This is a genomic window from Sphaerisporangium flaviroseum, assembly GCF_039537005.1.
GTDB classification, from domain to species: domain Bacteria; phylum Actinomycetota; class Actinomycetes; order Streptosporangiales; family Streptosporangiaceae; genus Sphaerisporangium; species Sphaerisporangium flaviroseum.
The window spans coordinates 1-18594 of sequence record NZ_BAAAZR010000013.1 but is presented as its reverse complement, the minus strand read 5'-3'; the positions used below and the strand labels follow the sequence as shown (position 1 = coordinate 18594).

Sequence of the window (18594 nt, the reverse complement as noted above, 5' to 3'; positions counted from 1 at the left end):
GGGAAGCGATCTTCGCCAGGGCGTCATCGTCGCTGCTCAACCACACTCGTGAACGCCCCTCAGCACGACGTACGCCTTGGGCACCGCCAGCCGCAGCTCATCGGGGGCGGGCACCACGGCCGCCTCCGCCACCGCGGGGTGCTCGATGAGCACGCTCTCCAGCTCGAACGGCGAGATCTTGTAGTCGGAGGCCTTGAACACGTCGTCCGTGCGGCCCACATAGAAGAGGTAGCCGTCCGCGCCCCGGGTGGCCATGTCCCCGGTGTGGTAGTAGCCGCCGGCCATCGCCTCGGCATGGCGTCGCTCGTCGCCCTGGTAGCCGGTCATCAGGGAGAGGGGCCGGCGGCTCAGGTCGATGCACACCTCTCCCTCGTCGGCCTCCTTGCCGTCACCACGTCGAGCAGCACCACCGGGACTCCGGGAAGGGGAAGGCCCATGGAGCCGGGCTTGACGGGCATTGCGCGGCCGGCCCGGCCGTCAGGGCGTACGCGTCACGGTAGGCGGCCCACTCCGCGGGGGCGTCGCCCACGCAGATGCGCGTGTACTCCCCCGGCACGCTCGCGAACTTGACGGTGTCGGCGGCATTGGCGATCACATGCCGCGCGCCGCCCCGTTCGACGCGGTCGGTCAGGTCCGCGGGCCATCGTCGTCACAAGTTACGACAACCCGGCGGTTCCCGGCACCCCCCGCGCACGTCGCCGAGCGGGTGGCCCTCCTGCTCCGGGCACCGGTTCCCTGACCCCGTCGAACGCTACGCCCGCAGTGAACCGGCCTGTCCATGATCCACCCGGACGGCAGGATGTCCGGTATGAGGCTTCTTGTACTGGGCGGGACACGCTTCGTCGGACGGGCCGTCGTCGAGACGGCTCTGGCCAGGGGTGACCAGGTCACCACCCTCAACCGCGGGGTGAGCCGGGCCCCGGCGGCCGATGTCGAGCACATCGTCGCCGACCGCACCGACCTTGAGGCCCTCCGTGCCGCCGTGCGCGGGCGCGAGTGGGACGCGGTGATCGACACCTGGAGCGGCGCCCCGCTCCCCATCCGGTACGCCGTGCGGCTGCTCGCCGGACGGACCGGTCACTACGGCTATGTGTCCAGCCGGTCGGTCCACCGGTGGCCGATGCCACCCGGCGCCGACGAGAACGCCCCCCTGGTCGAGGGCGACCCGGACCAGGCGGTGGAGCAGGAGTACGGCCCCGCCAAGCGCGGCGGCGAGCTGGCCGTGCTGGAGGGGTTCGGCGAGGGGGCGCTGCTCGCCCGGGCCGGGCTGGTCCTCGGCCCCTACGAGAACGTCGGGCGGCTGCCGTGGTGGCTGCGGCGGGCCGAGCGCGGGGGCCGCATGCTCGCGCCGGGCACGCCCGGCCGGCCCATCCAGTACATCGATGCCAGGGACATGGCGGCCTGGATGCTGTCGGCCGCCGATCGCGGGCTCGGCGGCGCCTTCAACGTGGTCAGCCGGCTCGGCCACACCACCATGGGCGAGCTCCTCGAGATGGTCGTGAAGGTGACCGGCTCCGGCGCGGAGCTGGTCTGGGTCGCCCTCGAGGTCATCGAGCAGGCGGGCATCGCCCCCTGGATGGACCTGCCGATCTGGGTTCCCGATGACGCCGAGTACGGCGGTGTGCACACCGCCGACGTCTCCGCCGCCCACCGCGCCGGGCTCACCTGCCGCCCGGTGGCGGAGACCGTCGCCGACACCTGGGCCTGGCTGCAGTCCGAGGGGGATCCCGAACCCGTTCCCGGGAGATCCCCACTCGGCCTCGACCCTGCCAAGGAGCGGGAGGTGCTCGGCGAGCCCACGTGAACGGGCCGGGTGATCCGCACTTCTTGCCTGGTCAGGCCGTTCGATGGAACATGGTGATGTGCCTGATGGCGCAGTTCCCGATCGGAATGGTGTGAATCATGCGGGTCATCGGCGCGGGCTTCGGCCGCACTGGAACGCTTTCCCTAAAGACCGCCCTGGAGCGGCTGGGCTTCGGGCCGTGCCACCACATGACCCAGGTGATCGAGCGGCCCGGCCAGATCCGCCGCTGGCTCGACGTGGCCCGGGGACGGCCCGCCGACTGGGACGCCATTCTGGGCGGCTACCGGTCCTGCGTCGACTGGCCCGCCGCCGCCTACTGGCGCGAGCTGGCCGGGCACTATCCCGAGGCGAAGCTGATCCTCACCGTGCGAGACCCCCAGCGCTGGCTGGCGAGCATGAACGCCACGATTCTCCGGCAGCGCGGTCGCGGCTCCACGGTCGCGGGAAAGGCGGTGACGGGGGTGTCCCGCCTGCTGGGCAGCGACTTCGCCGCCTTCACGGAGATGACCGGCCTGACCGTCGACCAGCGGGTCTTCGACGGGCGCATGGACGATCCCGACCACCTGCTGAAGGCCTTCCGGGCGCACATCGACGAGGTCACCTCGGCGATCCCGCCGGAGCGGCTGCTGGTCTTCGAAGTCGGCCAGGGATGGGGGCCGCTGTGCGAGTTCCTGGAGGTGCCGGTGCCGCATGAGCCCTTCCCCCGGGTCAACGACGCCGCGGACTTCCAGAACCACGCCCGCACCAGGATCGGCCGGCTCCTCCTGCGCCGCAGCAGGTAGCCTCGCCCGCCGGGGCCCTGGAGAGACCTTGGACCGCCCGCAGGACCCGTAAGGTCGGGGCCCGCGGACGTGACGTGTCTTCGGGGATAGAGGACAAGAACTGTCCTGATCCACCTCTAGTGTCGTCAGGTCGCAGTGGCACCCGAACAGGCCGCGGCCCACGCGGCCGTCCCAAGCAAGGAGTCGCTCATGATCTCCGATCGCCCGGCGAAGGTGACCCGCCTGTCGTGGGCGGAGGTTGGCCGTAAGGTGCACGTCACCGCGGAGCCTCTCGTCCCCCTCACCACCGCACGACGTGCCGAGCTGGACGAGCAGGTCGAACGCGTCGGGGAGATACTCGAAGGCAGGCCCGAGCTAACCATCGGCACGGTCACCGTGGGCGGGCACGCCTACCCAGCGCCCGGAACGGACCTTCGCCCTCGACGAGTTCGGACCATTGGGCATCCGCCCCACCTCCGTACCCGACCTACGCCTCCTGGGCCAACCCGATCGAGGCGCACTTCGGGCCGCTACGCCAGTTCACGATCGCAGGCTCCGATCACTCCAGCCACACCGTCCAAACCCGGGCTCTGCACGCTTACCTGCGCTGGCGCAACGCTAACGCCCGCCACCCTGACGTCCTGGCAGCTCAACGCCGTGAACGCGCCCGCGTCCGCAGCGAGAAACGCGTCCGCTGGGGCGGCCGACTACTGTCAGCTGCCGCCTGACCGCCCAACCCGGCCAACGTTTCCGGTCACAGCACTAGCCGATCCCCCGGTCGCCCGCCGGCCGATCGGAACCGGCGCCGCGAGTCCCAGCCCCCAACGCCCTCCGGTATTCCGGCGACCCGCGGCGCCCGGGCGAGATCGGGAGGGCCTCCGCAAACGGCATGTTCCCTGAAGCGCGTCCCCCAGGTGACCTCAGGAAACCGGTCGTGAACGATCGCGTCTCCACCCAACGCGAAAACTCGGCACGGAGCCGGCCCGGGCCTCTTTCCAAGAGGCCCGGGTCGTTTTTGTGCCGCCTCCCCTCCGCCGCTTCCGGGCCGGCGGGGGGCGGGAGACGCGCGAGCGAAACAGCGCCGACCTCCGGTCGGTGTCCACCGATGACCACAAGAGCCGCCGTAACGTTCGCCACCGAGGCGGACATGTGGGCAGTGCCGGACCGTCGACGTGGAAGGGAACCCGTGAGCTCGCCGGAGGATCGATTCGCCGCACTGTTCGAACGCACCCATCAACCCTTACTGGCCTATGCCCTGCGACGGGTGGCCGATCCAGCGGACGCGGCCGACGTGGTGACCGAGACGTTCCTGGTGGCCTGGCGCCGCCTGGAGGAGGTACCCGAGGGGGACCAGGCCCGCCCGTGGCTCTTCGGGGTGGCGCGCAAGGTCCTGGCCAACCTCCATCGCGGGGAGCGCAGGCGGCACGCGCTGGCCGAGAGACTGCGGGCGTCCCTGCCCGACGCGGCGCCCCAGGACGACACGGCGTTCTCGGCGGTCGAGGCGGCCATGAGCCGGCTCACCGACGACGACCAGGAACTGCTCAAGCTGCTCGCCTGGGACCAGCTGAGCCGTGACGAGATCGCGCTGGCCCTGGGCGTGTCACGGGCCGCGGTCCGCGTACGCCTGCACCGCGCGCGGGGCCGCCTGGTGAAGGAGTTGCGGAGTCTGGAGGTGGCCGAGCGCGTGGACCCCGGCCGCCCGACGGCACAGAGGACATCGGACGTACTCGTGGCGAAGGGGCGGCCACGCGTCCGCTCCGAAGTGAGGGAGCAGTGATGAGAAACGACGACGTGCTCGCGCGCCTGCGCGCGAGCGACCCGATCCTTGGCGCCGACCCGTCCCACGCCGATCGCGGGGCCCTGGACGACCTGCGCGACGGGATCATGCTGACGGACCGGGGGGAACCGGCCCGCGGGACGCGCTGGCGCGTCCTAGGCCGCGGCGGTGTGGTCGCCGTCGCGGCGGCGGCCCTGGTGCTCGGCGGCGGAGTCTCGTACGCCACCTACCAGCGTTTGTACGTCTCCAACCCCACCGGCGTGACCTGCCTGACGCGGTGGGTCGATCCCGCGACCGGCACGCAGGAAGGTGAGAACGGACCGGATCTGACGGGCGACCCCGTGGCCGACTGCCGGCTCTACCGGGAACAGGCCGGCCGCCCCGCGATCCCCGACCCGGTGGCGTTCCGCTTCAACGAGGACGTGTACGTGGCGCCACGGTCACAGGTGCCCTCGTCGGCGACCCTGCTGAACCCGGCCACGCCGCAGGACGCCGCCGTGCGGGAGCTGGAGGGAGGTCTCGGCGACTGGGTGGACGGGCTGTACTCCCGCTGCTTCTCCGAGACCGAGGCCGTCGCGTTCGCCAAGGCCCAGATCAAGCGGCTGGGACTGACGGGCTGGCGGATCGAGGTGTTGCCCGCGGACTCGCGGGACGACGACCAGCCGTGCGCGGACGCGGACCTTGACCCCGGCCACAACACGGTGAGCGTGCTTGCCCACCGCGTGAGAGACCACAGCGTCAGGAACGCCGGCACGGTCGACCCGTTCGTGTACGAGCTGCGTGACGCGCTCGTTGAGGGCGTCACCTCCCGGTGTGTCGGCCTGCGCCAGGCGGAGCAGGTGACCAGACGAGCCCTGGGGACGCAGCATCACTGGCCCCTGACCGTGCTGCCCGACCCCACGGCCTCCTGCACCCGCGCCGACCTGCAGGTGGGCGGCAGCGTCCAGGTCACGCTGCGCGGCCCCGAGGTCGCCAATCAGTAGCCCCTCCTCACCGGTCCTCGCCGGTCCTCGCCGTCACGACGGCGAGGACCGGCGCATCCGGCGCCCGCCCCTATGCGGGGAGAGTTTCCGGTGGCCCGGCCGGGCGCGGCATCAGGCGTTCCGCGAGCTTGGCCGAGCGCGCCGTTATCTGGATGACGAGGGCTTCCTCGTCGTCACTCAGCAGGCGGGGACGGCCTCCCGCCCACCGAGGGTCCAGGCAGGTCAGCCCGATCTCGTTGAACCGGTGAATCACATCGCGCACCGTGTCCTCATCAGCGGCCACCAGGCGCGCGATCACCGGGACGGTGTTACCCCCAGCCGAGGCCAGCAGGATCATCGCCCGCCGATACCGCACCGAACTGGTGCTACCCCGGCGGACGATCTGCTGCAGCTTCTGCCCTTCGGCGTCCATCAGCCGTCGTACTTTGACCGGTTCTCCCACCGTGTCTCCTCCCGCCAGCCGGACGTGTACGACACATCCAACCGACGCCAGCGGATACACGCGAAACCGGCAAACGTTTCCGGTCACAGCACTAGACCATGGCCTGGCGCCCGGGGGCTCAGACAGTGGGCGCGGGGGTCGGTCTGCGGTCGGCCCACGTGGCGAGGGCGGCCTCGCTAGTGATGTGGTCGAGTCCGACGGCGACGGCACCGTGCAGCGCGCCGTCGTCGCCGTGCGCGGCGTCCAGGACGGGTGCGGGCCGTGCCCTGCGGAAGGTCATCAGCCCGCCGGCGTAGGCGGCGTCGAACTCGGCGGGAGCGGCGGCGCGAAGGGGACGGGCGAGCCCGCCGAGCGTGACGACGTCGGGGGCGTGGGCGTTGACCAGCCCGGCGATGCCGGTCGCCAGCGCGGACGCCACGGCGGCCACCGCTCGCCCCGCCGCCGCGTCGTGCGAAGCGCGGCCGAGCACCTGGCGCGTGTAGGTGTGCGGATCGGCCGGCGGCTGTTCGCCCAGGTGCCGGGCGAGGGCGCGCCCGTCGACCTCCACATCCCAGCAGCCGCGAGCGCCGCAGGGGCAGCGCAGGCCGCGGTCACCGAAGGGCATGTGCCCGTACTCTCCGCCGGTGCCCCCGGCTCCCGTGAGAGGGTGCCCGCCGACGATGAGGGCTCCGCCGATGCCGACCTCGACCAGCAGGTGCAGCGCGGTGCCCGCTCCGGCGGCGGACCCGGTGCGGGCCTCGGCGACGCCGGCCAGGGTGGCGTCGTTGCCCAGGATCAGGGGCAGGCCGGAGCCGGCGGTGAGCCCGGTGAGGTCGACTGGGCCCCACCCCAGGCTGGAGGCCTGCACGATGCGGCCGTCGCAGACCGTCGCGGCCACGGCGAGCGACACCGCGCGCAGGCGCTCCCCGTACCGCCGCCATGCCCCGTCGACGACCTGGCCCAGCGTCTCCAGCACGGGGCCGGGTTCGCGGCTGACGTGGCGTCCGGCCTGGACGTCGCCGGTCCGTCCGTCCAGCGTGGCCACGGCGCAGCGCCAGTCCTCCTGGCGCACCTCGGCGGCCAGGACCAGCGGGCCCGAGGGGTGGGGTGTGAGGACGCTGGTCGGACGGCCACGGCCCCGCACCGGCGCGGGGGCCTCGGTGAGCAGGCGCAGGTCGCGCAGCCGCGCGGTGATCTCGGTCGCCGACCCGGTGCTGAGGTTCAGCCGCCGGGCGACCGCGGCGCGGGTGATCCCCGGCTCCCGGCGCACCTGTGCCAGCAGGTCGACCGCGGTGCTCCATCGCGCGTTACGTGCCCGTTCGGGGCGATCGCTTGCCATCGGTAGGACCCACCACCTTATGCTCGTGCCACGAGTATAAACCGAAAGGGCCGCCATGGACTCAAGAACGCGAACGTACCCGCCCCACGGAGGGCGGCCCGATCGGCTTCGGACGGAAAGGACCCGAACGTGCCCGCCTCACGGGAGGTCGCCCGATCGGCTCTGGACGGAAAGGACCCGAACGTGCCCGCCCCACGGAGGGCGGCCCGATCGGCTCTGGACGGAAAGGACGTGAACGTACCCGCCCCACGGAAGGTCGCCCCATCGGCATCGGATGAACGGGGCCGCCCCGCGGAAGATGGCCTGCTCGGCTTCGGAGGAAGGACGTGAACGTGCCCGCTTCGCGGAAGGTCGCCCCATCGGCTTCGGAGGGAAGCGCCGGTGAGCCCCGGGATGCGCGGGCCGGGTTGCAGGTAGGACTCGCCCAGGGGGCTCTGGGTTTCTGCGTGTCCAGCCTGGGGGCCACGCTGGTGATGCTGGCGCGTGATCTGCGCGTTCCCGTGGAGAGCATCGCGTGGCTCGCGTCGGCCTTCGGCGCCGGTCTGCTCGTCGCCGCGGCCGCGGGGCCTAGGCTGCTGCGGCACGGGCCCGGGCCGATCCTGCGCGCCGGCTCGCTGGTCCTCGCCACCGGCGTCGCGCTGCTCGCCCTCGCCTCCTCCGCCGCCCTCGCCGTGGCCGGCGCGCTCCTGCTCGGCCTCGGTGGCGCGGCCCTGGTCCTGGCCACCCCGGCGCTGCTGGACGGTCCCGGCATCGCCGCTCGCCTCACCCGGGTCAACGCCGCGGCCAGTACCGCGGGCGTCAGCGCGCCCCTGGCCCTGGGCGGGCTGGACTCCCTCGGCCCCAGCGGCCGCCTGGTTCTCCTCGCCGCCGTCCCACCCTTGCTGCTGGCCGCCACGGTCACGACCTCCGGCACGCGACGAGGCCGCACCCCCGGTCTCGGTACGTGGCGCGACCGCGCCCCCGGCACCGGCGCCCCGCCGCCGGGCACGAACGACGCCGCTCCCCCACCGCACGACGCCCCTCCGCCTTCACCACCCACCACGACCGCTGTCCCACAGCATGACGCCGTTCCTCCTTCACCACTCGCCACGGCCGCTGTGCCACAGCGCGACACCGTTCCTCCTTCACAGCACGACGCCCCTCCGCCTTCACCACTCGCCACGGCCGCTGCGCCACAGCGCGAGGCCGTCCCCCCTCCGCCGCTCGGGGGCAATCCTCCCCAGCGGCGCGGTTCCGCCGGGCCGTCGCGGGGGGATGTGGGGCGGCGGTGGGCGCGGGTGACGCTGGGCGTCTCGGTGGAGTTCTGTTTCGTGGTGTGGGCGGTGGCCCGGCTGCAGCAGACCGGTGTCAGCGCGGGCGAGGCCGCCGGGCTCGCCAGTACGTTCGCGATCGGCATGGCTCTCGGCCGGATCCTCGCTCCCCGCCTGCTGCACCGCGTTCCCGTCATCCCCCTCTGCGTGCTGACGATCGCCGCGGGCACGCTGCTGGTCGTCGCCACCAACGCACCGCTGCCGGTCGCCGCCGGTCTCGGGCTCGCCGGTCTCGGCGTCGCGCCCCTCTATCCGGTCACCCTCGCCGGCCTCGTCGCCGCCCCGGGTCTGCGTGCCGCGCACGCCGCCTCGCTGGGCGCCCTCGCCTCCGGCACCGCCATCCTGCTGGCGCCGACCGCTCTGGCCGCCATCGGCCAGATGGTCGACCTCCGGCTCGCCTTCCTGATCACCGTCCCCCTCCTCGCGGCCCTGGCCGCGATCCGTCCGGGAAAGGCATCGTGATCCGGCCGGGCGTCGCGGGACGCCGTCATCGACGCGATCGAGAGGGGCAGTGGCTTCAGGCCCGCCGCCACGGAATCCGCTCCGTGAATGAGCCCGCCGCCACGGGATCCGCTCCGTGCACGGCGTGAAAGAACGGCGGCCGCCATGCCTGCCGGTCAAGGGTTGACAGGAACGGCGCTCTCGCGCGACGTTGTTTCTAGAAGAACATTCTAAAATCTGGAGAGAGCGGATGACCGGAATCGTGGAAGGCCGCGTGGTGATCGTCACCGGGGCGGCCCGGGGCATCGGCCGAGGCCACGCGCTGGAGTTCGCCCGTCAGGGCGCCAAGGTCGTCGTCAACGACCTCGGCGCGGAGGTGGACGGCACCGGCTCGTCCTCCGGCCCCGCGGGTGAGGTCGTGGAGCGGATCCGCGCGATGGGCGGCGAAGCGGTGGCCGACGGCGAGGACGTGTCCGACTTCGAGGGCGCGGAACGGTTGATCCGGTCGACGGTCGACCGGTTCGGCGACCTGCACGTCCTGGTCAACAACGCCGGGATCCTGAGGGACAGGATGCTGGTCAACATGTCCGCCGAGGAGTGGGACGCGGTCATCAGGGTGCACCTGCGCGGCACGTTCGCCCCGTCGCGGCACGCCGCCGCGTACTGGCGGGCCCGGTCGAAGGCCGGCGAGCGGGTGGACGCGCGGATCATCAACACCACCTCCTCGTCGGGCATCTACGGCAACCCCGGCCAGGGCAACTACGGCGCGGCCAAGGCGGGCATCGCCTCACTCACGATCATCGCCGCCCAGGAACTGGCCCGCTACGGAGTGACCGTCAACGCCGTGGCCCCGGCGGCGCTCACCCGGATGACCGAGGGCCTGGTGCCGGGCCGCCGGGCACCCGAACCCGGCGCCTTCGACGCCGCGCACCCCGACAACATCGCGCCGCTGGTGGTCTGGCTGGCCAGTGAGCAGGCGAGGAACATCACCGGCCGCGTGTTCAACGTGCGCGGCGGGATGATCAGCGTGGCCGAGGGCTGGCACGCGGGTCCAGGTGTCGACAAGGGCGCGAGGTGGGATCCGGCCGAGCTTGGCGAGGTCGTCCCCGCCCTTGTGGACAAGGCGGCGCCGAACGCCCTCACCAACGGTCTCATTCCCGGCCGGGATTCCTGACTTACCCCTGCTCCATCGTGGCCGGCGCGATCACCTCGTCGTGATGCCCGAGGTGGTCGAAGCGGCGGATGAGTGCGGTCGCCGCGTCGATGACCTCCTGGGCCTCCTCATCGGTGGCACTGATGGCGACCTCGCGGCCCGCCTCGCCGATGACAGTGGTCAGCACGGCGACGGTGAGGCGGTCCATGGGGGTCTCCCCCGCGCCGAGCAGGACGGCGTTCTGCCGCACCCACTGCCGGCCGCGGGTGCGGCGCATGAGCTCGAACCCCGGCGGGCCGTCACCGTCCATGAACAGCCGGACCAGGTCGCGCCGGTTCCAGGAGCCCTCGAGGAAGGCACGGGCGCCGGCGATGAAGAGCTCCACGGGGTCGGTGACGCCCGCCTGCTTGGCACGGGCGACCGATGACGCGGCGGCCTCCTCATGGGCGGCCTGGTGGTCCTCCCACAGGGCGAGGAACAGCTCGGTCTTGCCGCCGAAGTGGTGGTACAGGCTGCCGACGCTGGAGCCGGCGCGCTCGACGACGTCGGCGACGTTCGCCTCCGCGAAGCCGTGTTCGCAGAAGACCTCGCGGGCCGCCCGCAGCATGCTCTTGCGGGTCTGGGCGGTGCGGCTCCACTCCCACGAGCCGGTCCTGCCCGTGGACTTGCGTGCCATCAGACTCCTTGTCGGCAGAGGGCCCTCATACTAGTCCGTCAATTTCTAGAATTAGATTCTAGCTTGACGCCGGTACCTCAGCAACGCGACGCGGGAGCTCACGCAGCACGCCGTCCATCCCGCACGGGAGTCGCTCACAGGCCAGGAACGCCGTGTCCCCACCCGGAGTCGCTCACGGGCTGGGCACGTCCGCGTCCTCGCCGAGGGTCGCTCACGGGCTGGGCACGTCCGTGTCCCCGCCGAGGGTCGCTCACGGGCTGGGGACACCGGTGCCTCGCACGCCCCGGCCGGCCAGCACGTCCTCCAGCGACGGCGAGGGCTCACCGCCGCGGGGGCCCGGCTGGGCGAGCTGGATGAGCACGCCGTGTGCCTCCTTCGGGTGCAGGAAGACCTCCCGCCACCGGGGGTCGTCGAGGCTGAGACCGTGCATGCGGTAACCGCGGGCGGACAGCCGCGCCACCGCGGCGTGAATGTCGGAGACGTGGAAGTTCAGGTGGTGGACGCCGCCCCGGCCGCGGGTGAGGTCGAAGAAGGTGTCGAAGAACGGCGACCCGGCCAGGGGCTCCATGAGCTCGATCTTGCTCCGGTTGTGGTACTCGAGCTGCATCGTGCGGTAGCCGTTCACCACGTTGTCGCCCCCGCGCAGGTAGACGCCCCCGAGCAGGTCACGGTAGATCGGCAGCAGGTCCCTGATGCGCGGCGCCGCGACGGCCGTGTGGTCGAAAACGACCTCGAGCCCTTCCAGCTCCCCGGAGATGTCCATCCGCGACTCCTTCTGTTGTCGAATATTAGAATCGAATTCTACTCAGCGAGCGGTTGCGAGTGGGCCCCTGCCGCAGGGTGCGGGTGGTCGCCTGCCGCGAGGTGCTGACCCCGCGGACGCACACCGAGCCCGACGTCCGGCGGGTCGCCGGCGCGGCGCCCATGTGTACCGTCTCGGGCATGACGAAGCTGGCCTTCTCCACCCTCGGATGCTCCGGATCGCCGCTGGCCGAGGTCGCCGCCATGGCGGTGCGCACCGGCTGGCGGGGCCTGGAGCTGCGTTCGGCGCCGGACGAACCCGTTCACCGGCATCTTTCTCCCGAAGACCGGGAGATCGCGAGATCGGCGCTGAAAGACGTCACAGCGGTCTGCGTCGCCTCCTACGTCAAGATCGCGGCCGACGCCGATGACGACGAGGTCGTGACCGCCCTGCTCGCCGAGGCCGGCCTGGCCCGCGACCTCGGCGCCGGAGCGGTCCGCGTGTTCCCGGGCGGGGAGGGTGACGGGCGGGACGATCGGCGCGCGGTGCGGCGGCTCCGCACCGTGGCGCCGAGGCTCCCCGATGGGGTCGAGGTCTGGCTGGAGACGCACGACTCCCACCCCAAGGGCGCCGACGTCGCCCGCGTCCTGGCCGAGGTCGGCAGCCCCAGGGTGCGGGCCATCTGGGACGCCGCCCACCCGTGGCTGGCCGGGGAGACGGTCTCCGAGACGGCGGCGGCGCTGGCGCCGTGGCTCGCGCACGTGCAGGTGAAGGACCGCGCCTCGACGGCCGACCCCACGCCGGTCCCGCTCGGCGACGGCATACTGCCGCTGCGGCAGGTTCTCGCCGCCCTGCGCGAGGCCGGGTACGACCGGTGGGTCAGCCTCGAGTGGGAGCACAGGTGGCATCCCGCGCCGACGCCGCTGGAGGACGCGCTGCGAGCCGGCCGGACATGGCTGGCCCATCCGCCCGGCGCCTGAGAACCGCAGGTCACAACCCCCATGACCACTCGCCCAGAGCACCCCGGCGGCACCGGCCTCGGCCTGCCGATAGCCCGCCAGATCGCCGAGATGGCCGGCGGAACCCTCACCATCCACGACAGCGTGCGAGGGGCGCGCTTCGTCGTGTGCCTCCCGCTGGTCACCGTGGGCGTCCGGCACCAGGAGTAAGGGCCGCCCCATCACCGGGATGAGCCCCCGCGCGACGGCACCGATCCGATCACACGCCACGCGCCGGCCCGTCCGTCACCGGGTCCGGCAGCATGTCCTCGACCTCGGTCTTCAGCCGCCTCCTCGATTCGGCCACCGACCGGGTGGCCGCCTCCACGGTGTCGCCGACCCCGACCATCAGGCCGGTCAGCTGGGCCTCGAACACCACATCGGCGTTGCAGGGGTCGATGAGGTACTCGCCCAGCTCGAGCGTGACCAGCCCGTGGATGGCGGTCCAGAGCTGGTGGGCGACCAGTTCGGCGTCGCCGGTGCGGAACCGGCCGGCCGCGATGCACCGGGTGGCGCACTCCACCACGGTGCTCAGCGTGTACCTGCCGTACTGGCGGTCCTCCGCGGTGAGTGAGAATCCGGCCAGCGAAGCCCCGCCGAACATCACCGCGTACAGGTGCGGGTTGGTCACGGCGTTGTGCCGGTAGGCCCGCCCGAACAGCACGATGTCGGCGACGGGATCGGCGGTCGGGGCGACGTGGGAGAAGTAGCCCTCCAGCCGGGCGAACCCCTCGTACACCATCTCCCGCACCAGCCCGCTCATCCCCCCGAAGTTGGTGTAGACGGCCATCGTCGAGCTGCCCGCCTCCGCGGCGATGCGGCGGGCCGACAGCGCCTGCGGCCCCTCGCCGGCGAGCAGCCCCGCGGCGATGTCGACCAGGGCGGAACGTGTCTGCGGATTCGATCGGCGTGGGCTCACCTTGACAGTATGCCATAACGCCGTTATGTTTTAGATAACGCTGTTATGCCAGGCCTCACGAGGAGGTGCCCGAAATGACCGTCGCGGAGCACATCGACCCCGCCACCGGGCTCGCGTCCGGCCGCACGCCGCACGACGGGCCGCTGCGCGTCGACGGCCTCCTGCCCCTCGGTCTCGACGGCGTCCTCGTGCTGACCGGTCCGCGCCCGGGTGGGCCGGCGCGGCCGTACGGCAGCGCGGGGCCGTCCTCGCTCTCCGGCGTGCGGCTCGGCGGCGGCACCGCCCGATGGCATCGGGCCGCCGCCGAGAAGCTCGACGGCCATCCTCTGGTCCAGGCTCGCGGGTCCGCGCTCTGGAGCCGTCCCGCGGGCCCCTCGCCGGACGGGCCCTGCGCCGCGAGCGTCGCCCTCCCCGTCCAGGACCGCGCCGCGGGCGAATGGCACACCGTCGCCACCTACCCGGGCCTGGACCTCGCCGAGCACCTCGTCATCGGGCCGGACGGCGGCGTCCGCGACTGGCGGCCGTTCGCGCTGGACGGCGCGCCGCTCATGCAGGCGGTCGCGCTGACCGAGCGGTTCGTCGTGGTGTTCGACCTTCCGGTCACCTACCGGCGCGCGGCGGCCATGGTGGGCGCCGCGTCCCCCTACCGCTGGCAGCGCGACCGGCCCGCCCGCATCGGGCTGCTGCCACGGCACGGCGGCGGCGAGCCGCAGTGGTTCCCGATCGCCCCCTGCTTCGTCTCCCACGCGGTGAACGCATATGACGACGGCGGCAGCGTCGTCGTGGACGCCGTGCGCCACGACCGGGCCTTCGACGCGTCCACGCGTGACAGGGACGGCGCCACCGGCTCGCCGCGGGTTCACCGCTGGACGCTCGACATCGCCGGCGGCACGGCCCGCGAACGAGAGCTGACCGGCCCGCTCGACCTGGCGTCGGCGGACCCCCGCAGAACCGGCCTGCGCCACCAGCTGATCTTCGGTCGCGATCCGGGCGGCCGGGCGCTCATCGGCCACGACCTCGCGGCGGAGAGCACTCAGGTACGCGAGCTGGGTCCGGGCTGGCGCGCCGGGCGGCCGGTCTTCGTCCCCCGGGGCGTCGCCGAGGGCGACGGCTGGATCGTGGCCCTCGCGACGAACGCCGCCCTGGGCATGAGCGAGCTGCTGGTGCTGGACGCCATGAACCTGGCCGGCCGGCCGCAGGCGGTGGTCCACCTCCCGGTCATCCCGCCGGCCGCCCAGCACACCACCTGGGTGCCCGCCTCCACCGGGCACGCGCGCCACCGGTGAGACCGCCCGCCATGGGCGATCACGCGCGTCCAGGTCAGCACGGCCCCCGCCGGCGCGCATCCGGGGACCCCTCGCGGAGCCAGATAACTCCGACGGGTGCTCACAGGACGGTGGCGTTCTCGGTGTCCCTCGCGGCCGGCCGCCGTGCCAGCACCCCCGCGCCCAGGAGCACCGCCGACATCAGCACGGTGACCAGAAGGAACGAGACCGGCAGGCTGCTGACCGAGGCGATCGCGCCGATCGCGCTCGGCGCGACGAACCCCGAGGTGTAGCTGATCGTCGCCGCTCCCGCGACCCCCTCGCTCGGTGTCGGCGCGGCGTTGGCGGCCGCCGTGAACACCAGCGGGACGACCACCGCCACCCCGAGCCCGATCAGCATGAACCCGGCGATCGCCGGAACGGGAGTACGGGCCGCCACGACCAGCACCCCGCCGAGTGTGGCGAGCATCCCGCTGACGCGCACGGTCCACACGGCGCCGAGCCGGCGCACCACCGCGTCACCGCAGAGCCGCCCGGCCGCCATGGTGAGGGCGAAGGCGGTGAAGCTCGCCGCCGCCACCCCGGAGGAGGTCCCGGTGATCTGCTTGAGGTAGACGGCGCACCAGTCCTGGCTGGCCGACTCGCCGAACACCGCGCAGAAGCCGATGAGCCCCAGGGCCAGCACGCGCCGGGACGGCAGCACGAACCTCGGGGGCGCGACCTGACCCGCTTCCGCGCGTACGTCCAGCAGGGCGGGCCCGATCACGCAGCTCACCGCGAGCAGCACGACGGCCATGACCCCCAGATGCACGCGGGCGTCGATCTCGCTCTGCGCGGCCACGACCCCCACGGCGCCCGCCACCAGGCCGCCGACGCTCCACATCCCGTGCAGTCCCGACATGATCGAACGGCCCATCCGCTGCTCGACCACCACCCCCTGGGCGTTCATCGCGACGTCGCACATGCCCGCCACCGCCCCGTACACCAGCAACGTGACCCACAGCACGGCAAGGTTGGGCGCGAGCGCCGGGAAGGCGAGCATCACCGACCACAGCGCGAGAAGCCATCGCGTGGCCGCCCGTCCACCGAGCCGGTGGACGAGGCGCCCGGCCATCGGCATCGCCACCAGCGACCCGACCGCGGGCGCCAGCAGGGCGAGGCCGAGCTCGCCGGGTCCCGCGTGCAGGCGCTCCTGGAGCCAGGGGATGCGAGTGGCGAAGCTGCCGGTGACCGCCCCGTGCACCGCGAACGTCACCGCGACGGCCACGCGGGCCCGTCTCACCACTCTCGAGTCCACCAGGGAAACCTAACAGTGCCCCGCGTTACATGATCCAGCCACCGGCGGCCGGACGCCCGGGTCACCGGGTCACCGTGGCGGCGGTTTCGGTCGGCTTGACGAAGCAATTTCGTCGCTGGGAGTGTTGGCGCATGCTGGATGTGGCGGTGATCGAGGACCCGGCCGCGGCCGAGGTCTCGCTGGACCCGATACGGGCCCGGTTGCTGGCCGAGCTCGCCGTGCCCGGTTCCGCGACGATGCTGGCCGCCAAGGTCGGCCTGCCGCGGCAGAAGGTCAACTACCATCTCAAGGCGCTGGAGCGTCACGGCCTGGTCGAGCTGATCGAGGAGCGCCGCAAGGGCAACGTCACCGAGCGCATCATGCGCGCCACCGCGGCGTCGTATGTGATCTCACCGGCCGCGCTGGCCGAGGTGCAGCCCGACCCCTCACGCGCCCCCGACCAGTTGTCGGCCCGCTGGCTGCTGGCGCTCGCCGCCCGGCTGGTGCGCGACGTGGGGACCCTGGTCACCGGCGCGGCCAAGGCGCGCCAGAAGGTGGCCACCTTCGCGATCGACGGCGAGATCCGGTTCGCCTCGGCCGCCGATCGTGCCGCCTTCGCCGAGGAACTGGCCGGCGCGGTCACCACCCTGGTCGGCAAGTACCACGACCAGACCGCCAAGGGCGGCCGCGACCACCGCATCGTCGTCGCCGTGCATCCGAGCATCACCACCAGAGCGGTCGACGCCGATACAAGCGACCTCCCTATGAAGGAGTAGTCATATGCCGCACGAGTTCGAGGTCCGCGAGGAGGTCGCGATCGACGCGACCCCCGAGCAGGTGTGGGAGGCCATCTCCACCGGGCCCGGCATCGACTCCTGGTTCATGGGCCGCAACGAGGTGGAGCCCGGTGAAGGCGGCGCTCTCCGGCACAGCATGATGGGCCACACCCAGACCGCCACCGTGACCGCGTGGGAGCCGTTGAAGCGCTTCTCGTACCAGAGCACGGCGAATCCGGACGGCACGTTCATGGCCATGGACTACCTGATCGAAGGACGTCAGGGAGGGAGCACCGTGCTGCGCCTGGTGCACAGCGGCTTCCTCGGCGACGACTGGGAGGCGCAGTACGACGCCCTGAAGAAGGGCGACGGCATGTACCTGCAGAAGCTGGCCGCCTACCTCAAGCACTTCCCCGGCCGCGTCTCGACGTTCAACATGCTGGTCCCGGGCCCGCAGGTGACCGACCAGGAACGTGTGTGGAAGACCTTCGCCTCCGCGCTCGGCCTGACAGGCACGGTCGCCAAGGGCGACAGGGTGCGCCTCACGGTCGACGGGCTGCCGCCGGCCGAGGGGGTCGTGGAGTGCGCCGACTACCCGAGCATCCCGAGCGTGTGCACCGGTGACGCGCTTTACATGTTCATGTACGGCTACCGCGGCACGGTGGTCGTGGAGCAGCACAGTTTCATCGAGGGCGTGGACGGCGAGGCGACCGAGGAGGCGTGGAAGGCCTGGCTGGCGACCGCGTTCGCCTAGAGCCAGGCCTGCGCGCCGCCGGGCGCGGGGGCCGTCACATCGGCCTCCTCGCCGAAGATATCGGCACGTATCTCACAGGGGGCGTCAGGCGAACAGCTGGGTGAGCCATTTCTCCCAGGCCCGCTCGGTCTTCTTGGGGTCGGCCTCGGCGAAGAGGTGGTGCCCCAGGACCAGTGTGTCGTTGATTCCGTGGACGAACCGGTACAGGCCGTCGCTGTTGCGGACGCCGAGGAAGCCGGGCCTGACGAAGTCGGCGATCCCCTCGATCGGGTCCAGGCCCTTGGGCGTGAGCCGCACCTTGTCGCCTTGGGCGATGGGCTCGGTCAGGCCGAGCCCGCGCATGAGCACCGGCCACACCGGTTCGCCGCCGCCCTTGTGCCGCGCCGCGAAGACGACCACCGCGAACCGGCCGGGGAAGTAGCTGAGGTACTGGCCAAGAGTGTGCAGGTAGATGTCCCAGCCCTGGTTCATCGCGTCGTACTCTGCCTCCCAGTCGTCGCCGAGGACGCCGCTCTGCACCAGCCGCAGCACTGTGCTGCCGTGGCCGCGTCCCTCGATCAGGTATTCGATGGCCATGAAGGATCCGTCCGGGTTGTCGTTGCTGCGGAACGCCAACCGCCTCGACGGCTCCCAGGCGGTGACGGTGGCCTCCGCCGGGAAGTGCCCGACGTACTGTTGGGCGGCACCGCCCTCACGGGGCTTGATCTTGCTGCGCCTCATGAACCAGGAGTCGATTCCCGGCCCGGTGGTTATCGCGTCCCACACCTGCTCGGGAGTCGCCTTCAGCGTCACCTCCTTGCGGAGCTCGAACTTGTGTGGCATCTCACAACCCCTTCGTGTCGGCGTCGACCGCGGTGGCGTCGACCGTCTCGATGTCGTTCGGCGGGCCTGCGGCCCCTGGGTGGATCGCTCCTCGACGGTGGGCTCGGGGCGGGCGAGTGGGGCGTCATCGGCTCACTCACGGGGTGCCGCCTTGGGATAGCAGGCCACGGTGAGCTTGAAGGCATCGCCCTCGGCTCCGCCGTAGCGGGTGAACAGGTCCTGCAGCACCGACTGCAGATCGTTGAGGAACTCCTGGCGACGCTCGGGCGGCACCCGGATCTCCCCCGACACCCCCACCGAGGGCAACTCGGGAGCGGCGCGGTCCAGCGCGGCGATGTCGGCCTGCACCTCTTCCATCAGATCGAGCAGGTAGCCAA

The 18594-nt window shown here is 72.2% G+C and carries 17 protein-coding genes and 4 pseudogenes; 12 read left to right on the top strand and 9 right to left on the bottom strand.

From position 1 onward, the window contains the following. Positions 1–60: 60 nt before the first annotated feature. A pseudogene (locus ABD810_RS22940) lies at positions 61–455 on the bottom strand (AMP-binding enzyme); the annotation flags it as partial. A 353-nt stretch (positions 456–808) separates the two neighbouring features. Between ABD810_RS22940 and ABD810_RS22935 the strand changes: the two are divergent. The 5 genes and pseudogenes from ABD810_RS22935 (at position 809) to ABD810_RS22915 (ending at position 5325) form a co-directional block, all read left to right on the top strand. Continuing rightward, the gene (locus ABD810_RS22935; protein WP_344943931.1) at positions 809–1804 is read left to right on the top strand and encodes an NAD-dependent epimerase/dehydratase family protein; all 996 of its coding nucleotides are present in this window, start codon (positions 809–811) and stop codon (positions 1802–1804) included. 98 nt (positions 1805–1902) lie between these two features. Further along, positions 1903–2586 (top strand): sulfotransferase family protein, encoded by a 684-nt coding sequence (locus tag ABD810_RS22930; protein WP_344943928.1) that lies wholly within the window; start codon positions 1903–1905, stop codon positions 2584–2586. 461 nt (positions 2587–3047) lie between these two features. Further along, positions 3048–3293 (top strand): annotated as a pseudogene (locus ABD810_RS22925) (IS630 family transposase); the annotation flags it as partial. A 458-nt stretch (positions 3294–3751) separates the two neighbouring features. Beyond that, positions 3752–4342 carry an RNA polymerase sigma factor gene (locus tag ABD810_RS22920; RefSeq protein ID WP_344943925.1) on the top strand — a complete coding sequence of 197 codons (591 nt, stop codon included), beginning with the start codon at positions 3752–3754 and terminating at the stop codon, positions 4340–4342. Continuing rightward, positions 4342–5325 (top strand): hypothetical protein, encoded by a 984-nt coding sequence (locus ABD810_RS22915; protein ID WP_344943923.1) that lies wholly within the window; start codon positions 4342–4344, stop codon positions 5323–5325. Before ABD810_RS22920 ends, ABD810_RS22915 begins: the two co-directional genes overlap by 1 nt. Positions 5326–5449: 124 nt before the next feature. Here ABD810_RS22915 and ABD810_RS22910 read toward each other — a convergent pair. Both ABD810_RS22910 and ABD810_RS22905 read right to left on the bottom strand, forming a co-directional pair. Continuing rightward, positions 5450–5767, bottom strand: a pseudogene (locus ABD810_RS22910) (helix-turn-helix domain-containing protein); the annotation flags it as partial. Between the two features lie 118 nt (positions 5768–5885). Continuing rightward, positions 5886–7085: an ROK family transcriptional regulator gene (locus ABD810_RS22905; protein ID WP_344943920.1), complete on the bottom strand. Its 1200-nt coding sequence runs from the start codon at positions 7083–7085 to the stop codon at positions 5886–5888. Between the two features lie 446 nt (positions 7086–7531). Between ABD810_RS22905 and ABD810_RS22900 the strand changes: the two genes are divergently transcribed. Both ABD810_RS22900 and ABD810_RS22895 read left to right on the top strand, forming a co-directional pair. Further along, a complete protein-coding gene (locus ABD810_RS22900; protein ID WP_344943917.1) occupies positions 7532–8857 on the top strand; it encodes an MFS transporter in 1326 nt (441 codons plus the stop codon). Between the two features lie 229 nt (positions 8858–9086). Beyond that, positions 9087–10010, top strand: a complete 924-nt coding sequence (locus tag ABD810_RS22895; protein WP_344943914.1) for an SDR family oxidoreductase — start codon at positions 9087–9089, stop codon at positions 10008–10010. Position 10011: 1 nt separating this feature from the next. Here the strand turns inward: ABD810_RS22895 and ABD810_RS22890 are convergent, their stop codons facing one another. Continuing rightward, positions 10012–10665, bottom strand: coding sequence for a TetR/AcrR family transcriptional regulator (locus ABD810_RS22890; RefSeq protein ID WP_344943911.1), 654 nt, complete (start codon positions 10663–10665; stop codon positions 10012–10014). A gap of 250 nt (positions 10666–10915) precedes the next feature. Then, a complete protein-coding gene (locus tag ABD810_RS22885; protein WP_344943908.1) occupies positions 10916–11428 on the bottom strand; it encodes a VOC family protein in 513 nt (170 codons plus the stop codon). 59 nt (positions 11429–11487) lie between these two features. Here ABD810_RS22885 and ABD810_RS22880 point away from each other — a divergent pair, with 59 nt between their 5' ends. Both ABD810_RS22880 and ABD810_RS22875 read left to right on the top strand, forming a co-directional pair. Beyond that, the gene (locus ABD810_RS22880; protein WP_344943905.1) at positions 11488–12387 is read left to right on the top strand and encodes a sugar phosphate isomerase/epimerase family protein; all 900 of its coding nucleotides are present in this window, start codon (positions 11488–11490) and stop codon (positions 12385–12387) included. Between the two features lie 21 nt (positions 12388–12408). Continuing rightward, positions 12409–12576, top strand: coding sequence for an ATP-binding protein (locus ABD810_RS22875; RefSeq protein ID WP_344943902.1), 168 nt, complete (start codon positions 12409–12411; stop codon positions 12574–12576). Positions 12577–12625: 49 nt separating this feature from the next. Here the strand turns inward: ABD810_RS22875 and ABD810_RS22870 are convergent, their stop codons facing one another. Beyond that, the gene (locus ABD810_RS22870) at positions 12626–13324 is read right to left on the bottom strand and encodes a TetR/AcrR family transcriptional regulator (protein ID WP_344943899.1); all 699 of its coding nucleotides are present in this window, start codon (positions 13322–13324) and stop codon (positions 12626–12628) included. 74 nt (positions 13325–13398) lie between these two features. Between ABD810_RS22870 and ABD810_RS22865 the strand changes: the two genes are divergently transcribed. After that, positions 13399–14610: a carotenoid oxygenase family protein gene (locus ABD810_RS22865; protein WP_344943896.1), complete on the top strand. Its 1212-nt coding sequence runs from the start codon at positions 13399–13401 to the stop codon at positions 14608–14610. A 100-nt stretch (positions 14611–14710) separates the two neighbouring features. On the opposite strand, the gene ABD810_RS22860 is transcribed toward ABD810_RS22865, so the two are convergent. After that, entirely contained in the window at positions 14711–15886 is a 1176-nt protein-coding gene (locus tag ABD810_RS22860; protein WP_344943893.1) for an MFS transporter, read from the bottom strand. Between the two features lie 131 nt (positions 15887–16017). Between ABD810_RS22860 and ABD810_RS22855 the strand changes: the two genes are divergently transcribed. Together ABD810_RS22855 and ABD810_RS22850 are read left to right on the top strand one after the other, a co-directional pair. Next, the gene (locus ABD810_RS22855) at positions 16018–16641 is read left to right on the top strand and encodes an ArsR/SmtB family transcription factor (RefSeq protein ID WP_344943890.1); all 624 of its coding nucleotides are present in this window, start codon (positions 16018–16020) and stop codon (positions 16639–16641) included. A 4-nt stretch (positions 16642–16645) separates the two neighbouring features. Continuing rightward, positions 16646–17395 carry an SRPBCC family protein gene (locus tag ABD810_RS22850; RefSeq protein WP_344943888.1) on the top strand — a complete coding sequence of 250 codons (750 nt, stop codon included), beginning with the start codon at positions 16646–16648 and terminating at the stop codon, positions 17393–17395. Between the two features lie 84 nt (positions 17396–17479). Here ABD810_RS22850 and ABD810_RS22845 read toward each other — a convergent pair whose 3' ends face one another. Together ABD810_RS22845 and ABD810_RS22840 are read right to left on the bottom strand one after the other, a co-directional pair. Continuing rightward, positions 17480–18217, bottom strand: coding sequence for an SRPBCC family protein (locus ABD810_RS22845; protein WP_344943885.1), 738 nt, complete (start codon positions 18215–18217; stop codon positions 17480–17482). Positions 18218–18349: 132 nt separating this feature from the next. Next, positions 18350–18594 (bottom strand): annotated as a pseudogene (locus ABD810_RS22840) (ArsR family transcriptional regulator); the annotation flags it as partial.

Bases quoted from the DNA above. Each gene is read 5' to 3' on its own strand.
- ABD810_RS22895 (WP_344943914.1), top strand. From the start codon at position 9,087: ATGACCGGAATCGTGGAAGGCCGCGTGGTGATCGTCACCGGGGCGGCC.
- ABD810_RS22845 (WP_344943885.1), bottom strand. From the start codon at position 18,217: ATGCCACACAAGTTCGAGCTCCGCAAGGAGGTGACGCTGAAGGCGACT.
- ABD810_RS22930 (WP_344943928.1), top strand. From the start codon at position 1,903: ATGCGGGTCATCGGCGCGGGCTTCGGCCGCACTGGAACGCTTTCCCTA.
- ABD810_RS22850 (WP_344943888.1), top strand. From the start codon at position 16,646: ATGCCGCACGAGTTCGAGGTCCGCGAGGAGGTCGCGATCGACGCGACC.
- ABD810_RS22865 (WP_344943896.1), top strand. From the start codon at position 13,399: ATGACCGTCGCGGAGCACATCGACCCCGCCACCGGGCTCGCGTCCGGC.
- ABD810_RS22885 (WP_344943908.1), bottom strand. From the start codon at position 11,428: ATGGACATCTCCGGGGAGCTGGAAGGGCTCGAGGTCGTTTTCGACCAC.
- ABD810_RS22890 (WP_344943911.1), bottom strand. From the start codon at position 10,665: ATGGCACGCAAGTCCACGGGCAGGACCGGCTCGTGGGAGTGGAGCCGC.
- ABD810_RS22855 (WP_344943890.1), top strand. From the start codon at position 16,018: ATGCTGGATGTGGCGGTGATCGAGGACCCGGCCGCGGCCGAGGTCTCG.
- ABD810_RS22875 (WP_344943902.1), top strand. From the start codon at position 12,409: ATGACCACTCGCCCAGAGCACCCCGGCGGCACCGGCCTCGGCCTGCCG.
- ABD810_RS22915 (WP_344943923.1), top strand. From the start codon at position 4,342: ATGAGAAACGACGACGTGCTCGCGCGCCTGCGCGCGAGCGACCCGATC.
- ABD810_RS22935 (WP_344943931.1), top strand. From the start codon at position 809: ATGAGGCTTCTTGTACTGGGCGGGACACGCTTCGTCGGACGGGCCGTC.
- ABD810_RS22905 (WP_344943920.1), bottom strand. From the start codon at position 7,085: ATGGCAAGCGATCGCCCCGAACGGGCACGTAACGCGCGATGGAGCACC.